The organism is Microbacterium aurantiacum (assembly GCF_002872075.1).
GTDB lineage: Bacteria > Actinomycetota > Actinomycetes > Actinomycetales > Microbacteriaceae > Microbacterium > Microbacterium aurantiacum_A.
Window position 1 is genome coordinate 19751 of the sequence record NZ_PGGU01000009.1, and the last position, 18618, is coordinate 38368.

Genomic DNA, 18618 nt, shown 5'->3' on the forward strand with positions numbered 1-18618 from the left:
TCCATCTCTGCCCGGCGCGCGCCGCCGTCCACAGAGTGGAGGCATGAACATCACCGGAAACACCATCTTCATCCCTGGCGCGACCAGTGGAATCGGCCTCGCCCTCGCCCTGTCGCTCAGCGCCCGCGGCAACACCGTCATCGTCGGCGGGCGGCGAACCGACCGCCTGCAGGAGATCGCGGCCCGGAATCCCGAGCTGTACACGGTCGAGGTGGACACGGCGGATGCCGGCAGCATCCGCTCCGCAGCACGAACCGTCCTCGCCGCGCACTCCGACCTGAACGTGCTCATCACGATGGCCGGGATCATGCGCGCCGAGGATTGGAGCATCAGCGAGGGCTTCCTGGACTCGGCGGAGGCCATCGTCACCACCAACCTCCTCGGTCCGATCCGCCTCATCGCCGCATTCGTCGAGCATCTCCGCGCCGTGCCGGACGCGACGATCATGACGGTGTCGTCCGGGCTCGCCTTCGCCCCGCTGCGGGTCACCCCGACTTACAACGCCACCAAAGCGGCGATCCACATGCTCAGCGAGTCCGTCCGACTGCAGCTGACGGGTTCGAGCGTGAAGGTCGTCGAGCTCGAGCCTCCGGCCGTGCGCACCTCGCTCATGCCGGGGCAGGAGGACAGCGCCTTCGCGATGCCGCTCGACGAGTTCGTCGCCGAGGTGATGGGGCTGATCGAGACGGAACCCGACGCGACCGAGATCCAGGTCGAGAACGTGAAGTTCCTGCGATACGGCGAAGCCAGAGGCGACTACGCTCACGTCGTATCGACCCTGAACCGGCTCGACCCGCACGGGAACTGAAGTCGTCAGACCGAGGCGTCGACGGCCTCCTGCACGGTCGCGTGCGCGAAGCGGAAGCCCGATCGCTCGAGGACGGCCGGTCGCACATCGGCGTCGGAGAGGAGCAGCGAATCCGCCGCCGCGCCGAGTCCGAAGCGCAGCGCCCACGCGGGTGCCGGCAGCCAGAACGGCCGGTTCATCCTGCGGGCGAGGGCGCGCCCGGTGTCGTTCGCGGTGGCGGGCGTGGGGCCGGTCAGGTTGATCGGTCCCGCCAGCTGCTCGTCGATGACGTGCCGGATAGCCCTCACCTCGTCGTCAAGCGAGATCCACGGCCAGACCTGGGTGCCCTTCCCGAGCGGGCCGGAGACTCCGAATCTGGTGAGGACGATAAGCGGCTTGAGCACACCGCGCGGGTGGATGACGGGTGCGGTGCGCAGCAGCGCGACCCTGACGTCGTCGCCCGCGCGCCGCGCCTCCTCCTCCCAGCGGACGCAGAGCTTCGCGAGGAACGTGTCGCCGGCTCTCGAGTTCTCGTCGAGCACCTCGCCCGGCGCCGAGCCGTAGAACCCGACAGCGGACGCCGAGACCAGTGCAGGGGCATCCGCCCCCAGTTCACACAGCGCGGTGGCGAGTGTCCGCGTCGTGCGCAGGCGGGACTCGACGAGCTCACGGCGGTAAGCCCGCGTCCACGGCAGCCGGCCGACACTGGCACCGCCGAGCGCGACGACGGCGTCGGCTCCAGCGAGGACGTCGGGATCGAGCGGATGCTCCCCCGGCGCCCATTGCACCTCGGAGCCGTCACGCGCCGGACGACGCACGAGCCTGGTCACCTCTGCACCGTCGGCGCGCAGGGATTCCGACAGTGCGGAGCCGATGAGGCCGGATGCTCCGCTGATGACGATTCGCCGTTTCATGTGCTCCGCTTTCCGTGTCAGGACAGGTTCGACAGAGCGTCGAAGAAGTCGGCGATCGCTCCTTGGCGACCTGGCCGGCCCAGTTTCTCGAAGATGGTGAGGGCGATCTCGTCCGTGGTGTCCAGGCCGACGAGGTCGTTTCGCAGGTACTGGTGCACGCCGTTCTGACGCCCGGCCGCGAATCTGACGATCAGGCTGCCGTCGCGCAGCACGTCGCCCTTGCTGCTCGACGTGTGTCGAAGGACGTAGCGGCGGCCTCGGATTTCGATCACGATGCTCTTGGTCGCCCGTCGCCCGTCCGCGGCGCCGGGCGTCAGGGTTCCGCTGTCACCGGTGCCGGTCAATTCGAACGGAACAGCTCGTCGGGCGAACGTCATCTGCGGGCCGTGACCTTCGAACACCTTGTTCGTCGTGGAGTTCATCCTGTCGGCGAAGGGGCCGGTGTACGTCTCCGTCGGCTTGATCGGCACGCGGGCCTGCACGGTGCCTGAGGGATCCAGAACGTGCATCAGGGTCCGGCCTTCGTCGACGACGACACGCCATCCGGAGGAGGTCGGTCGGAGCCAGAGCGGGGTTTCAGTCACACGTCGATCCTCGCAGGTACAGCCTGCTTCGTCGCTGCCGCAGCACCGCGGTTGTCCCGGAACGTGTACGCCTTAGGAGGCGCGGTCGAGGCGTACGACGGCGGCGCCTGTGGGCACGGGTTCCCGGTCAAGGCGTTCCTCTTCGATTTTGGCCCGGATCTTGCGGCGGCGATCCGATTCCAATGCCGAGAACCAACTCGCGATCGAAATCGGGACCGAGATCGCGGCAAAGACCACGGCGAGACACGCGAAGCCGACCCCCGTGAATGATCGATAGGCGACGACCGCCGGTGGCCGCAGCAGGAAACGAGCAAGATCACCCCACCCATGCCGTGCTGCAAGCAGATAGAGAATTCCTCCTAGGACCAGGCCGCCCAGAGTCCAGACCCCGAGGTTGGATGCTGTCTCGGCCCAGGCTTGCAGCGGTGAGGCGATGTCCCCGTACTGAGCCGCAACCAGGAGCAGTACCCAGATCGTTCCTGCTGATGGTGCACCAATGAGGGGAAGGAACTCGTAGGCGAACATCCTGTTGTCGTCGCGGCGGCCCCGCAGCAGCGGAACGAGAACCATCACCGCGAACAGCAGCATTGCCACCACCAGGGCGATGTGGTTGACGATCACGACACGTTCGGCCAGGAATGGCGGAGCGGAGGAGAGCAGCCAGTCGGCGACCGGCGTCAACCCAACCCCACGAGCAACGACCGCGAGCGACTCGGACGGGCGCATGCCTGTCAGGAACGCGCTCATGACAAGAGCAGCCGCAACACTCGCGACCACGTTGTAAAGCTGCTCCCGATTCTCACTCCAACTCTTGATCGCGTCGGGGATCTCCTTGATAGCTCCCAACATGTGCCGCTCCCGTCGTAGAAGGATTCATACCTCCTTCCCAAGATCGCATCTGCCGCCGACATTCGGTGCCCTCCTGGCGACGCCCGCTCGTTAGGGAGATCCCGATGCCGGCGCCCAACCCGCTGGCCAGACCCAGGAGATCCGCCGAGCACGACAGCGACGCGACCTGGGCTGGTGCGTATCCGTTCCCCGCCGACAGCGCCTCGTCCTCGACGGAATCTTCGTCGGCAAGGACTACAGCAGACCCCGAATCGGGAAGTCGCCGGTTTGAACAACAACCTTCTAGGTGGGCCCTGCCGGGATCGAACCGACGACATCCACGGTGTAAACGTGGCGCTCTACCAGCTGAGCTAAAGGCCCTGACCCGATCAGTCTATCCATGCCCCGGTGATCCGCATCGTCGTGGAAGAGGGCTAGGCTGAAACCGGCGTGCGTTGTGTCGAGTCGACAAGACTCCCCCGCGTCGCTTCCCGTTTCCCGGCGAGAACCGCCAGCTTGACGAAAGGCTCCACCGTGACCGTCCACGACCAGGATCCGTACTCCCAGGGCCCCCTCGACAGCGATCCGGAAGAGACCGGTGAGTGGCAGCAGTCGCTCGACGAGCTGGTGGACTCGAAGGGCCACGGACGTGGCCGCGAGATCATGCTCAGCCTTCTCAAGCGCTCCAAGGAGCTGCATCTCAACGTGCCGATGGTCCCGACCACGGACTACATCAACACGATCGCCCCGGAGAACGAGCCCGATTTCCCCGGCGACGAAGAGGTCGAGCGCCGCTACCGCGCGTGGATGCGCTGGAACGCCGCCGTCATGGTGCACCGCGCCCAGCGCCCCGGCATCGGCGTGGGCGGCCACATCTCCACCTACGCGTCGTCGGCCGCGCTCTACGAGGTCGGCTTCAACCACTTCTTCCGCGGTGCGGACAACCCCGGCGGCGCAGACCAGATCTTCGTCCAGGGACACGCCTCCCCCGGCATCTACGCCCGCTCCTTCCTCGAGGGCCGGCTGAGCGAGGACAACCTCGACGGCTTCCGTCAGGAACAGTCCCGCGCTCCCTTCGGCATCCCGTCCTACCCGCATCCGCGTCAGATGTCGGACTACTGGCAGTTCCCGACCGTCTCGATGGGCCTCGGCCCGATCAACGCGATCTACCAGGCGATGTCGAACAAGTACCTCGAGAACCGCGGCATCAAGGACACCTCCTCTTCGCAGGTGTGGGCGTTCCTCGGCGACGGGGAGATGGACGAGGTCGAGAGCCGCGGTCAGCTCCAGGTCGCCGCGAACGAGGGTCTGGACAACCTGAACTTCGTGATCAACTGCAACCTGCAGCGCCTCGACGGCCCGGTGCGTGGAAACGGCAAGATCGTCCAGGAGCTGGAGTCGTTCTTCCGCGGCGCCGGCTGGAACGTCATCAAGGTGGTCTGGGGCCGCGAATGGGATGACCTTCTCGCCCGCGACACCGAGGGTGCGCTGCTGAACATCATGAACGTCACCCCGGACGGCGATTACCAGACCTTCAAGACGGAGTCCGGCGCCTACATCCGCGAGCACTTCTTCGGCCGCGACGAGCGCGCCGCCGCCCTGGTCAAGGACTACACCGACGACCAGATCTGGCAGCTCAAGCGCGGTGGCCACGACTACCGCAAGGTGTACGCGGCGTACAAGGCGGCCGTCGAGCACAAGGGTCAGCCGACCGTCATCCTGGCGAAGACGGTCAAGGGCTACGGCCTGGGCCCGCACTTCGAGGGCCGCAACGCGACCCACCAGATGAAGAAGATGACGCTGGACAACCTCAAGACGTTCCGCGACACGATGCACATCCCGATCACGGACGCGCAGCTCGAGGAGAACCCGTATCTTCCCCCGTACTACAACCCGGGCGCCCAGGACGAGACCATCCAGTACATGCTCGAGCGTCGCAAGAACCTCGGCGGCTTCCTGCCGGAGCGCCGCTCCACCCACGTCGGGCTGTCGCTCCCGGATGACTCCGCCTACGCCCTTCCCAAGAAGGGGTCCGGCTCGCAGGAGATCGCCACGACGATGGCGTTCGTCCGCCTGCTGAAGGATCTGCTGCGCTCCAAGGACTTCGGCCACCGCATCGTGCCGATCATCCCGGATGAGGCGCGCACGTTCGGCATGGACGCGTACTTCCCGACGGCGAAGATCTACAACCCCAACGGCCAGCACTACACCTCGGTCGACCGGGAACTGCTCCTCGCCTACAAGGAGAGCCCGCAGGGTCAGATCATCCACGTCGGCATCAACGAGGCCGGCGCTCTCGCCGCCTTCACCGCAACCGGCACCTCGTACGCCACGCACGGCGAGCCGCTGATCCCGATCTACATCTTCTACTCGATGTTCGGCTTCCAGCGCACGGGCGATGCCCAGTGGGCCGCAGCCGACCAGATGGCACGCGGCTTCATCATGGGCGCGACCGCCGGCCGCACCACGCTCACCGGCGAAGGCCTGCAGCACGCCGACGGCCACTCGCACCTGCTCGCCTCGACCAACCCGGCGACGCTCTCGTACGACCCGGCATACGGCTACGAGATCGCGCACATCGTGCGCAGCGGTCTCGAGCGCATGTACGGCGGCAACCACCCCGACCCGAACGTCATGTACTACATCACGCTCTACAACGAGCCGATCGTGCAGCCCGTCGAGCCGGAGAACGTCGACGTGGACGGCATCGTCCGCGGCATCCACCGCGTCTCCGAGGGCACCGGCGAGGGTCACCGCGCCCAGCTCTTCGCCTCCGGCGTCGGGCTGCCCTGGGCACTCGAGGCGCAGGAGCTGCTGAAGAACGACTGGGGCGTCGTCGCCGACGTCTGGTCGGTCACCTCGTGGACCGAGCTGCGCCGCGACGGCCTCGCCGCCGACGAGCACAACTTCCTGTACCCGAACGAGGAGCCGCGGACGGCCTACCTGACCGAGAAGCTGCAGGGCGCCCAGGGACCGGTCGTCGCCGTCAGCGACTTCATGCACGCGGTGCAGGACCAGATCCGTCCGTGGGTTCCGCAGCGTTTCGCGACGCTCGGCGCCGACACGTTCGGCTTCTCCGACACGCGTGCGGCAGCGCGTCGCTTCTTCAAGATCGACGGCCCGTCGATCGTGGTGCGCACGCTGCAGGCACTGGCCGAGGAAGGCGTCGTCGACCGCTCGCTCGCGGCGCAGGCCATCGAGAAGTACCGACTGCACGACGTGAACGCCGGAACCAGCGGCAACGCGGGCGGCGAGAGCTGAGCTCTCGGTGACAGGTTCGTCTTCGCGCGGTATGGACAAAGCCGCGACCCTCACCTGGCTGCGCCGGATCTCCGGCGACATCGCCTCGGTGACGATCAAGCGGCTCGAGGACACGCTCCCCTGGTACGCCGACATGCCACCAGCCCGCCGCTCTGCGGTCGGGCTGGTGGCTCAGGCCGGCATCACGTCGTTCATCCAGTGGTACGACGACCCCACCTCGACTCCCTGGATCGCCGCCGACATCTTCGCCGCAGCTCCCCGCGAGCTGCTGCGGAGCGTCAGCCTGCAGCAGACGCTGCAGCTGATCCGGGTGACGGTCGAGGTCACCGAGGAACGCGTCGCCGGCAAGGGCGACAACATCCGCGAGGCGATCCTGCTGTATTCGCGCGACGTGGCATTCGCCGCCGCCGACGTGTACGCCCGCGCCGCCGAGGCTCGCGGACTGTGGGATGCGCGCCTCGAGGCCCTGGTCGTCGACTCGATCCTCACCGGTGAAGCCGACGAAGAACTGCCCAGCCGCATCGCGGCACTCGGCTGGCACGGTCACGGCGAGGTCGCCGTCCTCGTCGGGACGACTCCTCCCCAGTTCGACGTCGATCAGGTGCGCCGCACCGCGCGAAAGCTCGCTGTCGACGTCCTGATCGGCGTGCAGGGTTCGCGCCTGGTGCTCGTGCTCGGCCGCGCGAGGATCGCCGGCCAGGAGAACGACGAAGAAGAAGAACTGGCGTTCCTCGAGATCGCCGCGCGCCTGGAACCGCTGTTCGGTCCGGGCTATGTGGTGCTCGGCCCGGCCGTCGCCGCCCTTGTGGATGCGAGCCAGAGCGCTCGCGCCGCACTCGCCGGCTTCGCGGTCGCCCGCGCCTGGCGAAGCGCCCCGCGTCCGGTGGAGGCCGACGATCTGCTCCCGGAGCGCGCCCTCGCCGGCGATCCCCTCGCGAAGCAGACGCTGATCGAGCGCATCTTCCGCCCGTTGCAGGCCCATTCGACCGACCTCGTCACGACCCTGTGGAGCTACCTCGACAACGGCCGCTCCCTCGAGGCGACCGCGCGTGAGCTCTTCGTGCACCCGAACACGGTCCGGTACCGCCTCAAGCGCGTCAGCGAGGTCATCGGCTGGGACGCCACCGGTCCGCGGGAAGCGCTGATCCTGCAGACCGCCTTGATCCTCGGTTCCATCGGCGCCGCCGATCAGGTGCGGCGTCGGCCCGCCCTGCGCCGCACGCCCCGCTGAGAAGGCCAGCGCTGTGCGCCACACACAAGGGTTTCTCGCAATCTTGTGATGGATCATCCACCACTCGCCTCCGATCATTGACAGACTGGGGGTGTGATTGTCGTCGTATGCCCAGGTCAGGGCTCGCAGACCCCCGGTTTCCTCGCCCCGTGGCTCGAACTGGACGGTGCGGCCGAACGCCTCGCCGGCTATTCGGAGGCTGCCGAGGTCGATCTGCAGCAGCACGGAACCGTGTCGGATGCCGACACCATCCGTGACACCCGCATCGCGCAGCCGCTCATCGTCGCGGCGTCGCTGATCGCCGCGGACGCACTGGCTGCCCGTGCCGGTCGCCGGGCCGACGGCATCGCCGGCCATTCGGTGGGCGAGATCGCCGCGCTCGTCGGGAGCGGGGTGCTCGACGCCACGACAGGCATGCGCCTGGTCGGTATCCGCGGTCGCGCGATGGCGGATGCCGCAGCTCACACCCCCACCGGCATGAGCGCCGTCCTCGGCGGCGACGAGCAGGCCGTCCTCGACCGGCTCGCGGAACTCGAGCTGTCTCCCGCGAACTACAACGGCGGCGGCCAACTCGTCGTGGCCGGCGCTCTCCCCGCGCTCGCTGCTCTCGCGGAGGCGCCGGTGAAGGGCACCAGGGTCATTCCGCTGCAGGTCGCCGGCGCATTCCACACCGCATACATGGCCTCGGCCGTCGCGGCTCTGCGCACCGCCGTCGCGGAGACCTCGCCTGCTGATCCCGAGATCACACTGTGGACCAACCGTGACGGCTCCGTCGTCACCGACGGCGCGCAGGCTCTGGACTACCTCGTCGATCAGGTCTCCTCGCCCGTGCGCTGGGACCTCTGCATGGCATCGTTCGCCGACCACGGCATCACCGGGCTCATCGAGCTCGCGCCGGCCGGAGCTCTGACCGGCCTCGCGAAGCGCGGTCTGCGCGGTGTGCCGACCGTCGCCGTGAAAACCCCCGAAGACCTCGATGCGGCCGTCGCGCTGCTGAACGGAGAATCCGCATGAGCCCGACGCTGACTCAGATCACCGGTCCCGCGTTCACGCGGATCTACTCCTACGGCGCGGCGCGCGGCGAGAACGCCGTGCCGAACGAGGACCTCATCGGCCCGATCGATTCCAGCGACGAGTGGATCCAGCAGCGCACCGGCATCATCACGCGCGCTCGCGCGGTCAAGGAGACCGATGCCATCGATCTCGCCACCACTGCTGCGGTCGAGGCGATCGAGAAGGGCGGCGTGCCCGCCGACCAGATCGACCTGGTCATCGTCGCCACCATCAGCAACCCCAAGCAGACCCCCTCGGTCTCTGCGATCGTCGCCGACCGCGTCGGAGCGAACCCGGCAGCCGCCTACGACATCAACGCCGCATGCGCCGGCTACTCCTACGCGGTGACGCAGGCCGACGCGCTCATCCGCGCCGGTGCCGCTCGCTACGCGCTGGTCATCGGCACCGAGAAGCTCTCCGACGTCGTCGACCCGACCGATCGCAGCATCTCCTTCCTCCTCGGCGACGGTGCCGGCGCCGCTCTCATCGGCCCCAGTGACACACCGGGGATCGCGCCCGCCGTGTGGGGATCCGACGGCTCGAAGGCGGATGCCGTGGGCATGAACCACACGCTCACCGACTTCCGTGACGGCGTGGCTCCCTGGCCGACGCTCCGCCAGGAGGGCCCGACGGTGTTCCGCTGGGCGGTGTGGGAGATGGCGAAGGTCGCCCGCCAGGCGCTCGAGAAGGCCGGTATCGAAGCATCCGACCTCGCAGCCTTCATCCCCCATCAGGCCAACCTGCGCATCATCGACGAGTTCGCCAAGCAGCTGAAGCTGCCCGAGACCACGGTGATCGCCCGAGACATCGAGACGACCGGGAACACCTCAGCGGCATCGATCCCGCTGGCGAGCCACCGCCTGATGGCCGAGCACCCCGAGCTGTCGGGCGGCCTGGCTCTGCAGATCGGCTTCGGCGCCGGACTCGTGTTCGCCGCCCAGGTCGTCGTCCTCCCCTGAGAACGCCCGACCTTCCCTAGACTGTTCCACGGTTCCGATTACAACCCGCAAGAAAGAGGAAGACCACATGGCTTTCACCAACGATGAGGTCCTCGCCGGCCTCGCAGAACTCATCACCGACGAGACCGGCATCTCCGCAGACGAGGTCGCGCTCGAGAAGTCGTTCACCGACGACCTCGACATCGACTCGATCTCGATGATGACGATCGTCGTCAACGCCGAGGAGAAGTTCGGCGTCACCATCCCCGACGACGAGGTCAAGAACCTCAAGACCGTCGGCGACGCCGTGAACTTCATCGTCGCAGGCCAGGAGTAGTACGACGGGATGCCACCCCCGCATCTGCGGGGCGTGGCATCCTCTGCCTTGCCCGAATTCTGCTCCACCCCGCCCGACAAGGAACCACACCATGACCAAGCGCATCGTCGTCACCGGCATCGGCGCCACTTCCGCCATCGGCGGGACCGCTCCGGACAACTGGACCAACCTGCTCGCAGGCATGTCCGGAACCCGGACCCTCGAGCACGACTGGGTCGAGCAGTACCAGCTCCCCGTCACCTTCGCCGCCGAAGCCATCGTCCGCCCCGAAGAGGTTCTGCCCCGCCACGAGGCCAAGCGCCTCGACCCGTCGTCGCAGTTCGCGCTGATCGCGGCACGCGAAGCCTGGGCCGACGCAGGCTCCCCCGAGGTGGACCCCGAGCGCCTCGGCATCGACTTCGCCACCGGTATCGGCGGTCTGTGGACGCTGCTCGACGCCTGGGACACCCTGCGCGAGAAGGGTCCGCGGCGCGTCATGCCGTTGACCGTCCCGATGCTCATGCCCAACGCCGCAGCCGGCAACCTCTCGCTCCAGTTCCAGGCGCGCGCCTACGCGCAGACGGTGGTGAGCGCGTGCGCGTCGAGCACCGAGTCGATCATCCACGCCTTCCACCACCTGCAGGACGGCGACGCCGACATCGTGATCGCCGGCGGCACTGAATCCGCGATCCACCCCATCACCATGGCCTCCTTCGCGTCGGCGCAGGCCTTGTCCCGCCGCAACGACGACCCGGCGACCGCCTCCCGCCCCGGCGCGATCGACCGTGACGGCTTCGTCATGGGCGAGGGTGCTGCCGTGCTGATTCTCGAGACCGAGGAGCACGCGAAGGCACGCGGCGCCAAGATCTACGGGTACGTGCTCGGTGGCAGCGTCACCGCCGACGCATATCACATCACCGGCAACGATCCGGAAGGCACCGGGGCCGCACGCGCGGTGACCCAGGCACTCGCGGAGGCCGGCGTCACGCCGGATCAGGTCACGCACATCAATGCGCACGCGACCTCGACCCCCGTCGGCGATCCCAACGAGTACGTCGCTCTCAAGAAGGTCTTCGGTGACCGACTCGATGAGATCCCCGTCTCCGCGACGAAAGCGTCCACCGGCCACCTGCTCGGCGGCACCGGCGCGCTGGAGGCGATCTTCTCGCTCCTCGCCCTGCGCGATCGTGTCGCCCCGCCGACGATCAACATGACCGAGCCCGATCCGGCCGTGCCGTTCCGCCTCTCGGGCGAACCCACTCCGCTCGGCGACGGACCGCAGATCGCAATCAGCAACTCGTTCGGCTTCGGCGGGCACAATGCCGTCGCCGTCTTCGCGAACGCCGACTGACGGATCGCATACGCGCAGGAGGCCCCGGGAGTGATCTCCCGGGGCCTCTTCCGTTCGTGTTATCGGGGGTCAGCGCGCCGTGATGGGTGCGAGCCGACGCGAGCGCTCTTCGCGAGGCCGTCTGATGCGCGGCAGGAACCATCCGATGAGCGGGCCCACGCCCAGAGCGAAGAGCACCGTGCCGACGCCGACAGGGCCGCCGAGCAGGAAGCCGACGAGAAGCACGCTGCCCTCGATGAGGGTGCGCACGATCCACACCTTCCATCCGGTGACACGGACCAACCCGGTCATCAGGCCGTCCCGCGGGCCGGGTCCGAAGTCCGCCGAGATGTAGAGTCCGGTGGCGAAGGAAAGCAGGACGAGTCCCACGATGAAGAGCGGCGCTCCGACCCAGACCGAGGGCACCGGCGGAAGCAGCCAGAGGGTCAGGTCCGCACTCGGGCCGACCAGCAACGCGTTGAGGACCGTACCCAGGCCGAGGCGCTGTCGAAGCGGAATCCACAGCAGGAGCACGGCGATCGCGACGAGGTTCGTGATCAGCCCGTACCCGATGCCGGTGCGGCCGGTGATTCCGAGCGAGAGGACGTCCCAGGGCGCCACACCGATGCCGCCCCGCACCATCAGCCCCAGGGCCACCCCGTACAGGAGCAGGCCGATGAGGAGCTGGAGCATCCTCTCGACGAGATCCCGCCGGCTGGTGGCGGTGACGGGAAGGAAGACGGTGCGCAGGAGCATTCTCCTATCGTGCCGGTCATCCGGTATCGGATTCTGAGGCCACTGGACGCAAAGTGGTCTGATCATCTCGTGCCACTTTGCAGGACAATGGATGCATGGGATCTCGACTGACCGAACTGCTCGGAGCACGGCAGGTTTCGGGATACAGCGCCTCCCGTCTCTCGGCTCAGATCCGCGCACTGATCCTCGACGGGCGCCTGACCGTGGGAGAACGACTGCCCAGCGAGCGTGCACTCGCCGTCGAACTGCAGCGATCCCGTTCCACCGTCACGCGCGCGTACGACATCCTCGACACCGAGGGATACGTGGACCGGATCCACGGCGGCGGGACGCGGGTGACCCTCCCTCACGGCTACCTCGCACCCGTCCCGATCGTCAGTGAGACGTCGATCGACATGTCGATCGCCTCGATGGACTCGACTCCCGGTCTTTACGATGCGACGGTGCGCTCGCTCCCTCGCCTGGCGGCTCTCCGAAGTTCGAGCGGCTACGAACTGCAGGGGCTCCCGGAACTCCGTGAGGCGGTGGCGCGACGCTTCACGGAGCGCGGAGCGGCGACCTCACCAGACGAGATCGTGATCACCGCCGGCGCGATGCACGCTCTCAATCTCGTCCTCACGACGATCGGCCGGCGCGGAGACCGTGTTCTCGTCGAACAGCCGACGTTCCCGCATGCGATCGAAGCCCTCCGTCGCCACGGGTATCGCACGCAGCCCACCCCCGTCGACGAGGACGGCTGGGACCCGCGGCATCTCACCGGTGTCCTGCTCGGCTCCCGCCCTCAAGCGGCCTACCTGATCCCCGATTTCCACAATCCCACCGGGGCCACGATGAAGGACGCCGAACGAGATACCATCGCGGCGACGGCGCGCAGCACCGGCACGCTGCTGATCGTGGACGAGACGACCGTGGAACTCGACATCGATCGCGGGTGGTCGCCCGCGCCGATGTCGTCGTTCAGTCCCGGCGTCGTCACCATCGGGTCGATGTCGAAGCTGGCGTGGGGCGGGCTCCGCATCGGCTGGATCCGTGCGGATCGTCGTCTTGTCGCGCGCGTCCTGGCGTTGCGTTCCTCGTACGATCTCGGTACCGCGCTGCTGGAGCAGTGCATCGCCGCCGAGCTGCTCGCCGATCTGCCGTCGTTGAAGGCGCACGTCAGCGCACGCCTGAGTGCGGGGCGTTCTGCCGTGGCCGACGGCCTGGCGGCCATCGATGGCATCAGGATGCCGTCCACACCGGGAGGACTCTCGGCATGGGTGGACCTGGGGGCGCCGGTCTCGACGGCGCTCTCGCTCGCCGCACGCGAGCAGCAACTGATCCTGCCGCCTGGCCCGCGCTTCACGACGGGTGGCGTGCTCGAACGCCGGATGCGGATACCGATCTCGTTCCCTCCTGCGCAGGCCGCGGACGCGATGGCGCGGCTCCGCGTCGCGTGGGAGCACGTCTCCCAGAGCGATGGAGGAGCGTTCGGGGACCTGCCCCGCTCGGCTGTGGTCTGAATGCGACGAGGACCCCGCCCCAGTCGGGGTGAGGTCCTCGTCGAGCGGAGAGTGGGGATACGTCTTCTCAGCGTCCGGGAAGATTCACCGGCATCCGATACTCACGCCTCCCCCGCTCCGGGCCTCGGGGCTGATCACCGAAGGCGATCAGCCCACCTTGTGGAGCCAGACGACGCGCGCGTCGTCGCTGGCGTGGCGGAAGGGCTCCAGCTCCTCGTCCCAGACGGAGCCGAGCGCGACGTCGAGTTCCCGCTGGAGTTCGACGGCACTGCCGGCGGCGATCTCCATCGCATAGCGGATGCGATCCTCGCCGATGACGATGTTGCCCGCGGCATCCGTCTGCGCGTAGTGGATGCCGAGGTCGGGCGTGTGCAACCAGCGGCCGCCGTCGCTGCGAGGCGTGGGGTCCTCGGTGACCTCGAAGCGCAGGTGCTCCCACCCGCGGATGGCGGTCGCGAGCACAGCGCCCGTGCCGACGGGGCCGTCCCAGTAGAACTCCGCGCGCTGCGCGCCTTCGAGGACGGGCTGTTCGGTCCAGTCGAAGTTCACCGCGCGACCGATAGCGCGACCCACCGCCCATTCGAGGTGCGGGCAGAGCGCGCGGGGTGCGGAGTGGATGTACACCACTCCGCGTGCGTAAGCCGTCGCCATGATCTCTCCGTTTCATCAGGTGCGTCTTCCCCAACGACCTGAGCCAACGAAGTGGCGAGAATATGCGGTTGTGCGCCCATTCTCGCCCAGTCCGGCCGAAATAACAAGCGTGTGATTCAGACGACGGAAGCCCCGGTCTCGCGACCGGGGCTTCCTCTCACGAACGGGTCCTGAGTTTGTCGAGAGGTCAGGCCTCGCTCATCGCCAGCTTGGCCTGCTGACCCTTGGCGGCGTAGTAGGCGGCGCGAGCGGCATCCTTGCGCGCCTGCTCGGCGTAGCCTGCTTCGAGCACGTCCTGAGCGACCTCGTAGTTGGGGACGTCGTCGGTGCCGTTGTACTTCTCGATGTACGCGTCGAGCTCGGGACCCGAGGTCCACGAGGTGATCAGGCAGTAGCGCGGCTCGGTGCCGTTGTGCGTGGCCGCGTGCCACAGACGCTGGGTGTCGACGATGAGCTGCGCGCCGGCCGGGAGGGCGATGCGGTACTCGATGCTCGGGTCGGTGCGGTTCTCACGCAGGACGAAGTAACTGTCCTTGTCGTCGGTGAGGTTGAAGAAGCCGCGGACGACCCAGCCGGTGCCGTCGGGGTTCAGCCGGTTGTTGTCATCCTGGTGCAGGTTGTAGAGGCACTCGCCGTAGGGAGTGGGCTGCAGTTCGATGACGCGGCAGCGGCCGACGTTGGCGCCCGGCTCCTGCGCGCGACGCGTCAGGTTCGGGGCCTTCGCGACCTGCGAGTCGATCCAGACGCCGTCCTTGTCGGTGCGCGGCGGCTTGTGGTTCCAGAAGCCGTTGCACTCGATGTCGCCGAATGCGCTGGCGAGCGGCGCGAACCGCGTGTCGCCGGAGGACTTCCAGTCGTTGTACTCGATGTCCAGCCACTCTTTGGGGTCGAGTTCCTGGTTGTAGCTGTCGAGGACGACGAAGCCCTTTTCCTCGAGGGCAGCGGATTTGATGTATCCCATGATCTGACTCATGTCCTTTCATCGGGGGCCAGCACGTTTTAACAGGCCCTGATAAGGCAAGCCTAACAGCGAAGCCCGCGCGTTCCCCGGAGGGCCGCCGTGGAGAGCCAATAGACTGATCGGGGCGTCGGGCGAGTCCTCGGCACCGCGCACTACGGGAGGACGAGACACCAGCATGAGCACTGCGACCAACGTCGAGGCGACAGCAGTCAACACGATCGAATGGCTCGCAGCGGGGTCGACGACGATCGTCGTGCCGGTGTATCAGAGGCAGTACCGCTGGGATATCGGCGGCTGTGAGCAGCTGCTCACGGACATCCGTGCCGTCGCCCGCGAAGACGAAGCCCATCGTCATTTCATCGGCTCCATCCTCTCCGCGGAGAGTCCTGCCGACGCAGCCGCAGATCTCGTGCTCATCGACGGCCAGCAGCGCATCACCACCCTGATGCTCCTGGTCGCAGCCCTCCACCACTCGATCAAGGACACCGACCCGGCGCTGGCGGCCGAGCTCGAGCGAGTACTGGTCCGCCAGGACGATCCCTCGCGCACCAAGCTGCGCCCGCATGATGCGTGGGCCGAGCTGTACGAGTCTGTGGTGCTGGAGCGCCGGGGCGACACGGACCGGGAGTCGCGCTTCGACGACAACTACGCCTTCTTCCGCAGCCAGGTGCATGTCGAGGACGTGCCGCAGATCTGGCGCGGACTGCAGAAGCTCGAGCATGTCTCGATCACCCTGGGCGCGGCCGCGAACGCTCAGCAGATCTTCGAGAGCCTGAACTCCACCGGGGAGCCTCTGCGCGACCACGAGCTCATCCACAACTACATCCTGATGGGGCTCACGCACGCGGAGCAGCTCGATGTCGAGGCACGTTTCTGGCTGCCGATCGAGCAGCACACCGGCCAGGCGATCGGGGCGTTCTGGCGGCACTACCTGGTGATGACCACAGGGCGAGAGCTCGCCGCGAACGGCGAGCACGGCGTGTACAGCGCATTCCGGCAGTCGTTCCCCCGCGTCGATGTCGAGCACCTTCAGGCGGACGCCGCGATCTGGCGTCACTATGCGGAGATCTACGGCATCCTCCTCGACCCTTCACAGGAGAGCGATGCCGAGATCGCTCGCCAGCTGCGGTACGTGAACACGTTCGGCCGAGCCGGTTATCCGCTGGTGATGAAGGTGTACAGCGACTATGCGCGCGGAATCGTCGGCCGAGACGAGCTCATCCGGGTCCTGGAGTGGATCCAGGCGCTTTACCTGCGACGGACCCTGGTCAACCTGCCCAACGAACGCCTCATCGCGCGGCTGTGCCGTGCACGCAGCGAGGGGCACGAATCCCTGGTCCGCGCGTTCGCTCGGATCACGCCTTCGGACGAGCGGGTGAGCGCCGTGCTCAAGTACAGCGAGCTCCCCTACGCGGAGTATGTGCTGGGGCGACTCGAAGGCGTCGATGATCCTTCCGACCTCGATGTCGAGCACATCGTCCCAGCGGCTCCGGGCGATACTTGGTCGGGTGACGACCTCCGCCGGTGGAGCGAGTTCACCGACGACGAGCAGAACAGCCATCGTGCACTCGCGCCGACGCTCGGGAACCTCACGCTCCTCGAGCCGTCGCTCGCCCAGCGGGTGTTCGGAGCCCCGTATCCCGTCAAACGAGCCGAAGCCTACGCTCGCAGTTCGGTGCCCGCCACACGCGAACTCGAAGAGGTCACGTCGTGGGGCACGGCGGCGATCACGCAGCGAACCGTGCGGCTCACCGCCGACCTGCTGCGGATCTGGGCGCGTCCGGCGCTGCCCGAGATCGACGACGACGGCCTGACCCCGATCCTGGATGCCGTGCGCCGACGCGGGTGGCCCGCCGGCTGGGACCGGGAGTTCGAGTACATCGAGTATCGCGGCGAACGGTGGGAGGTCTTCGACGTCAGGCACCTCTTCAACCGGGTGTTTCGTCGTGCCTGGACGGACACGAGGGAAGCGGCAGTTTCGTACTGCGCGAACCACGGCGGGCCGATCTACGGCGAGATGGCCTGGAAGGGCCAGTGGGACGAGCTCGACGAATCGCACTTCCTCTACATGGGCTGGGACTCCAACTACATGATGAACGCCGTGCAGGGAGTGCTCGAGGAATCCGGGATCGCCACCGAGGTGTTCGTGAAGTACTCCTACATCGCCGGGGTGATGTAGCCCCTTCGACGGACCGCAGCACACACCGGACGATAGGCTCGAACGGTGAGCACCGTTGTCCGTCGCATCCTGGATCTGACCGTAGAAGAGCACACGCTCACCGTTCCCCTGGTCTGGTCAGATCCGTCCGACACCCGCACGATCGACGTCTTCGCTGCCGTGGTGTCCCGCGAGGGCGGCGAGGGTCTCCCCCACCTGGTGTTCCTCCAGGGCGGCCCGGGGTTCGAGGCGCCTCGCGCCTTCCGCTCGTCGACGTCTCCGGCGTGGCTCGATGAGGCTCTCGCGCACTACCGAGTCGTGCTGCTGGATCAGCGCGGCACCGGCCGCTCGACCCCTGTCGGCGATGCCGACCTCGAACGCGGAAGCTCGGCCGTCTCCGAGTACCTCACCCATCTGCGCGCGGACTCGATCGTGCGCGACTGCGAGGCGATGCGCGAGCATCTGGGAACTGCCACCTGGAACGTCCTGGGCCAGTCCTTCGGAGGATTCACGACCCTCGCCTACCTCTCCACAGATGCCTCATCCCTCGATCACGTCTTCATCACCGGCGGCCTCAGCACCGTCGACCGCCACCCCGACGACGTCTACGCCCTCTGCTACGGCAAGATGCGCGCGGCATCGGAGCGGTACTACCGGCGCTTTCCCGAGCATCGCGATGCGATGGCCCGGCTGGTCGACCTGGCGGATGCCGGGCGGATCGCCCTCCCTGACGGCGAGATCGTGTCGGTGTCGCGTCTGCGTTCGATCGGCTCGGCGCTGGGAACCAACGAGGGCTGGCAGACGCTGTGGTCGCTGCTCGAACTCGACCCGGCATCGAACGCGTTCCGTCACGATCTGATGCACGCGATGCCCTACAGCGGCCGCAACCCCCTCTACTTCGCGTTCCATGAATCCAGCTACGCGAGCGGCCATGCCACCCGCTGGTCCGCGGAGCGCACCGAGCCGGAAGACTTCGCCGCCGATCCGACGCTGTTCACCGGCGAGCACATCCGCCGTGAATGGACCGAGACCGTACCGGCGTTCCAGCCGTGGCGAGAGGTCGCCCTGGAACTCGCCGAGTTCGAGTGGCCCCGTGTGTACGACGCCGAAGCCATCGCGGCCTCCGGCGCTGTCGGCGCGGCTGCCGTGTATGCGAACGACGTGTACGTGCCGATGGAGTACTCGCTCGAGACCGCCAGCCTGCTTCCCGGCGTGGAGTTGTGGGTGACCAGCGAACACGAGCACAACGGCCTGCGGTCGGGTCCCGTGCTCTCGCGTCTCATCGATCTCGCGCACGACCGGCGCATCCGCTGACGGATCCCCCGTCAGGGGGATGCCGCGCCATGCACAG

General features: G+C 67.5%; 16 protein-coding genes and 1 tRNA gene. 10 read left to right on the forward strand and 7 right to left on the reverse strand.

Going from position 1 to position 18618, the window contains the following annotated elements; all coding sequences use genetic code 11:
- Positions 1–43 precede the first annotated feature (43 nt).
- Positions 44–808, forward strand: coding sequence for an SDR family oxidoreductase (locus CUR96_RS08445; RefSeq protein ID WP_102192872.1), 765 nt, complete (start codon positions 44–46; stop codon positions 806–808).
- 5 nt (positions 809–813) lie between these two features.
- Here CUR96_RS08445 and CUR96_RS08450 read toward each other — a convergent pair whose 3' ends face one another.
- The 4 genes from CUR96_RS08450 to CUR96_RS08465 form a co-directional block, all read right to left on the reverse strand.
- Positions 814–1701 carry a TIGR01777 family oxidoreductase gene (locus tag CUR96_RS08450; RefSeq protein ID WP_102192873.1) on the reverse strand — a complete coding sequence of 296 codons (888 nt, stop codon included), beginning with the start codon at positions 1699–1701 and terminating at the stop codon, positions 814–816.
- A gap of 17 nt (positions 1702–1718) precedes the next feature.
- Entirely contained in the window at positions 1719–2285 is a 567-nt protein-coding gene (locus tag CUR96_RS08455) for a hypothetical protein (RefSeq protein WP_102192874.1), read from the reverse strand.
- Between the two features lie 72 nt (positions 2286–2357).
- Positions 2358–3134 (reverse strand): hypothetical protein, encoded by a 777-nt coding sequence (locus tag CUR96_RS08460; protein ID WP_102192875.1) that lies wholly within the window; start codon positions 3132–3134, stop codon positions 2358–2360.
- 287 nt (positions 3135–3421) lie between these two features.
- Positions 3422–3494 (reverse strand) — tRNA-Val (locus tag CUR96_RS08465).
- Positions 3495–3647: 153 nt separating this feature from the next.
- Between CUR96_RS08465 and aceE the strand changes: the two genes are divergently transcribed.
- The 6 genes from aceE (at position 3648) to CUR96_RS08495 (ending at position 11263) form a co-directional block, all read left to right on the forward strand.
- The gene (aceE, locus tag CUR96_RS08470; RefSeq protein WP_102192876.1) at positions 3648–6374 is read left to right on the forward strand and encodes a pyruvate dehydrogenase (acetyl-transferring), homodimeric type; all 2727 of its coding nucleotides are present in this window, start codon (positions 3648–3650) and stop codon (positions 6372–6374) included.
- A 31-nt stretch (positions 6375–6405) separates the two neighbouring features.
- Positions 6406–7605, forward strand: a complete 1200-nt coding sequence (locus CUR96_RS08475; RefSeq protein WP_102192877.1) for a PucR family transcriptional regulator — start codon at positions 6406–6408, stop codon at positions 7603–7605.
- A gap of 93 nt (positions 7606–7698) precedes the next feature.
- Complete coding sequence (locus tag CUR96_RS08480; protein ID WP_102192878.1) at positions 7699–8619, forward strand: ACP S-malonyltransferase; 921 nt, start codon at positions 7699–7701, stop codon at positions 8617–8619.
- A complete protein-coding gene (locus tag CUR96_RS08485; protein ID WP_102192879.1) occupies positions 8616–9617 on the forward strand; it encodes a beta-ketoacyl-ACP synthase III in 1002 nt (333 codons plus the stop codon). The genes CUR96_RS08480 and CUR96_RS08485 overlap by 4 nt, the downstream gene beginning before the upstream one ends.
- Before the next feature lie 67 nt (positions 9618–9684).
- The gene (locus CUR96_RS08490; protein ID WP_102192880.1) at positions 9685–9933 is read left to right on the forward strand and encodes an acyl carrier protein; all 249 of its coding nucleotides are present in this window, start codon (positions 9685–9687) and stop codon (positions 9931–9933) included.
- 91 nt (positions 9934–10024) lie between these two features.
- Positions 10025–11263 carry a beta-ketoacyl-[acyl-carrier-protein] synthase family protein gene (locus tag CUR96_RS08495; RefSeq protein WP_102192881.1) on the forward strand — a complete coding sequence of 413 codons (1239 nt, stop codon included), beginning with the start codon at positions 10025–10027 and terminating at the stop codon, positions 11261–11263.
- 69 nt (positions 11264–11332) lie between these two features.
- Here CUR96_RS08495 and CUR96_RS08500 read toward each other — a convergent pair whose 3' ends face one another.
- Positions 11333–11998, reverse strand: a complete 666-nt coding sequence (locus CUR96_RS08500; RefSeq protein ID WP_102192882.1) for a YczE/YyaS/YitT family protein — start codon at positions 11996–11998, stop codon at positions 11333–11335.
- Positions 11999–12093: 95 nt separating this feature from the next.
- On the opposite strand from CUR96_RS08500, the gene CUR96_RS08505 reads away from it, so the two are divergent.
- Complete coding sequence (locus CUR96_RS08505; protein ID WP_102192883.1) at positions 12094–13497, forward strand: PLP-dependent aminotransferase family protein; 1404 nt, start codon at positions 12094–12096, stop codon at positions 13495–13497.
- 147 nt (positions 13498–13644) lie between these two features.
- On the opposite strand, the gene CUR96_RS08510 is transcribed toward CUR96_RS08505, so the two are convergent.
- On the reverse strand, positions 13645–14148 hold the full coding sequence (locus CUR96_RS08510; RefSeq protein WP_102192884.1) for a DUF3145 domain-containing protein: 504 nt from the start codon (positions 14146–14148) through the stop codon (positions 13645–13647).
- Positions 14149–14335: 187 nt separating this feature from the next.
- Positions 14336–15109: a hypothetical protein gene (locus CUR96_RS08515; RefSeq protein WP_102192930.1), complete on the reverse strand. Its 774-nt coding sequence runs from the start codon at positions 15107–15109 to the stop codon at positions 14336–14338.
- 175 nt (positions 15110–15284) lie between these two features.
- On the opposite strand from CUR96_RS08515, the gene CUR96_RS08520 reads away from it, so the two are divergent.
- Together CUR96_RS08520 and CUR96_RS08525 are read left to right on the forward strand one after the other, a co-directional pair.
- Positions 15285–17288, forward strand: coding sequence for a DUF262 domain-containing protein (locus CUR96_RS08520; protein WP_102192885.1), 2004 nt, complete (start codon positions 15285–15287; stop codon positions 17286–17288).
- Between the two features lie 45 nt (positions 17289–17333).
- On the forward strand, positions 17334–18581 hold the full coding sequence (locus tag CUR96_RS08525; protein WP_102192886.1) for an alpha/beta fold hydrolase: 1248 nt from the start codon (positions 17334–17336) through the stop codon (positions 18579–18581).
- Positions 18582–18618: the final 37 nt, after the last annotated feature.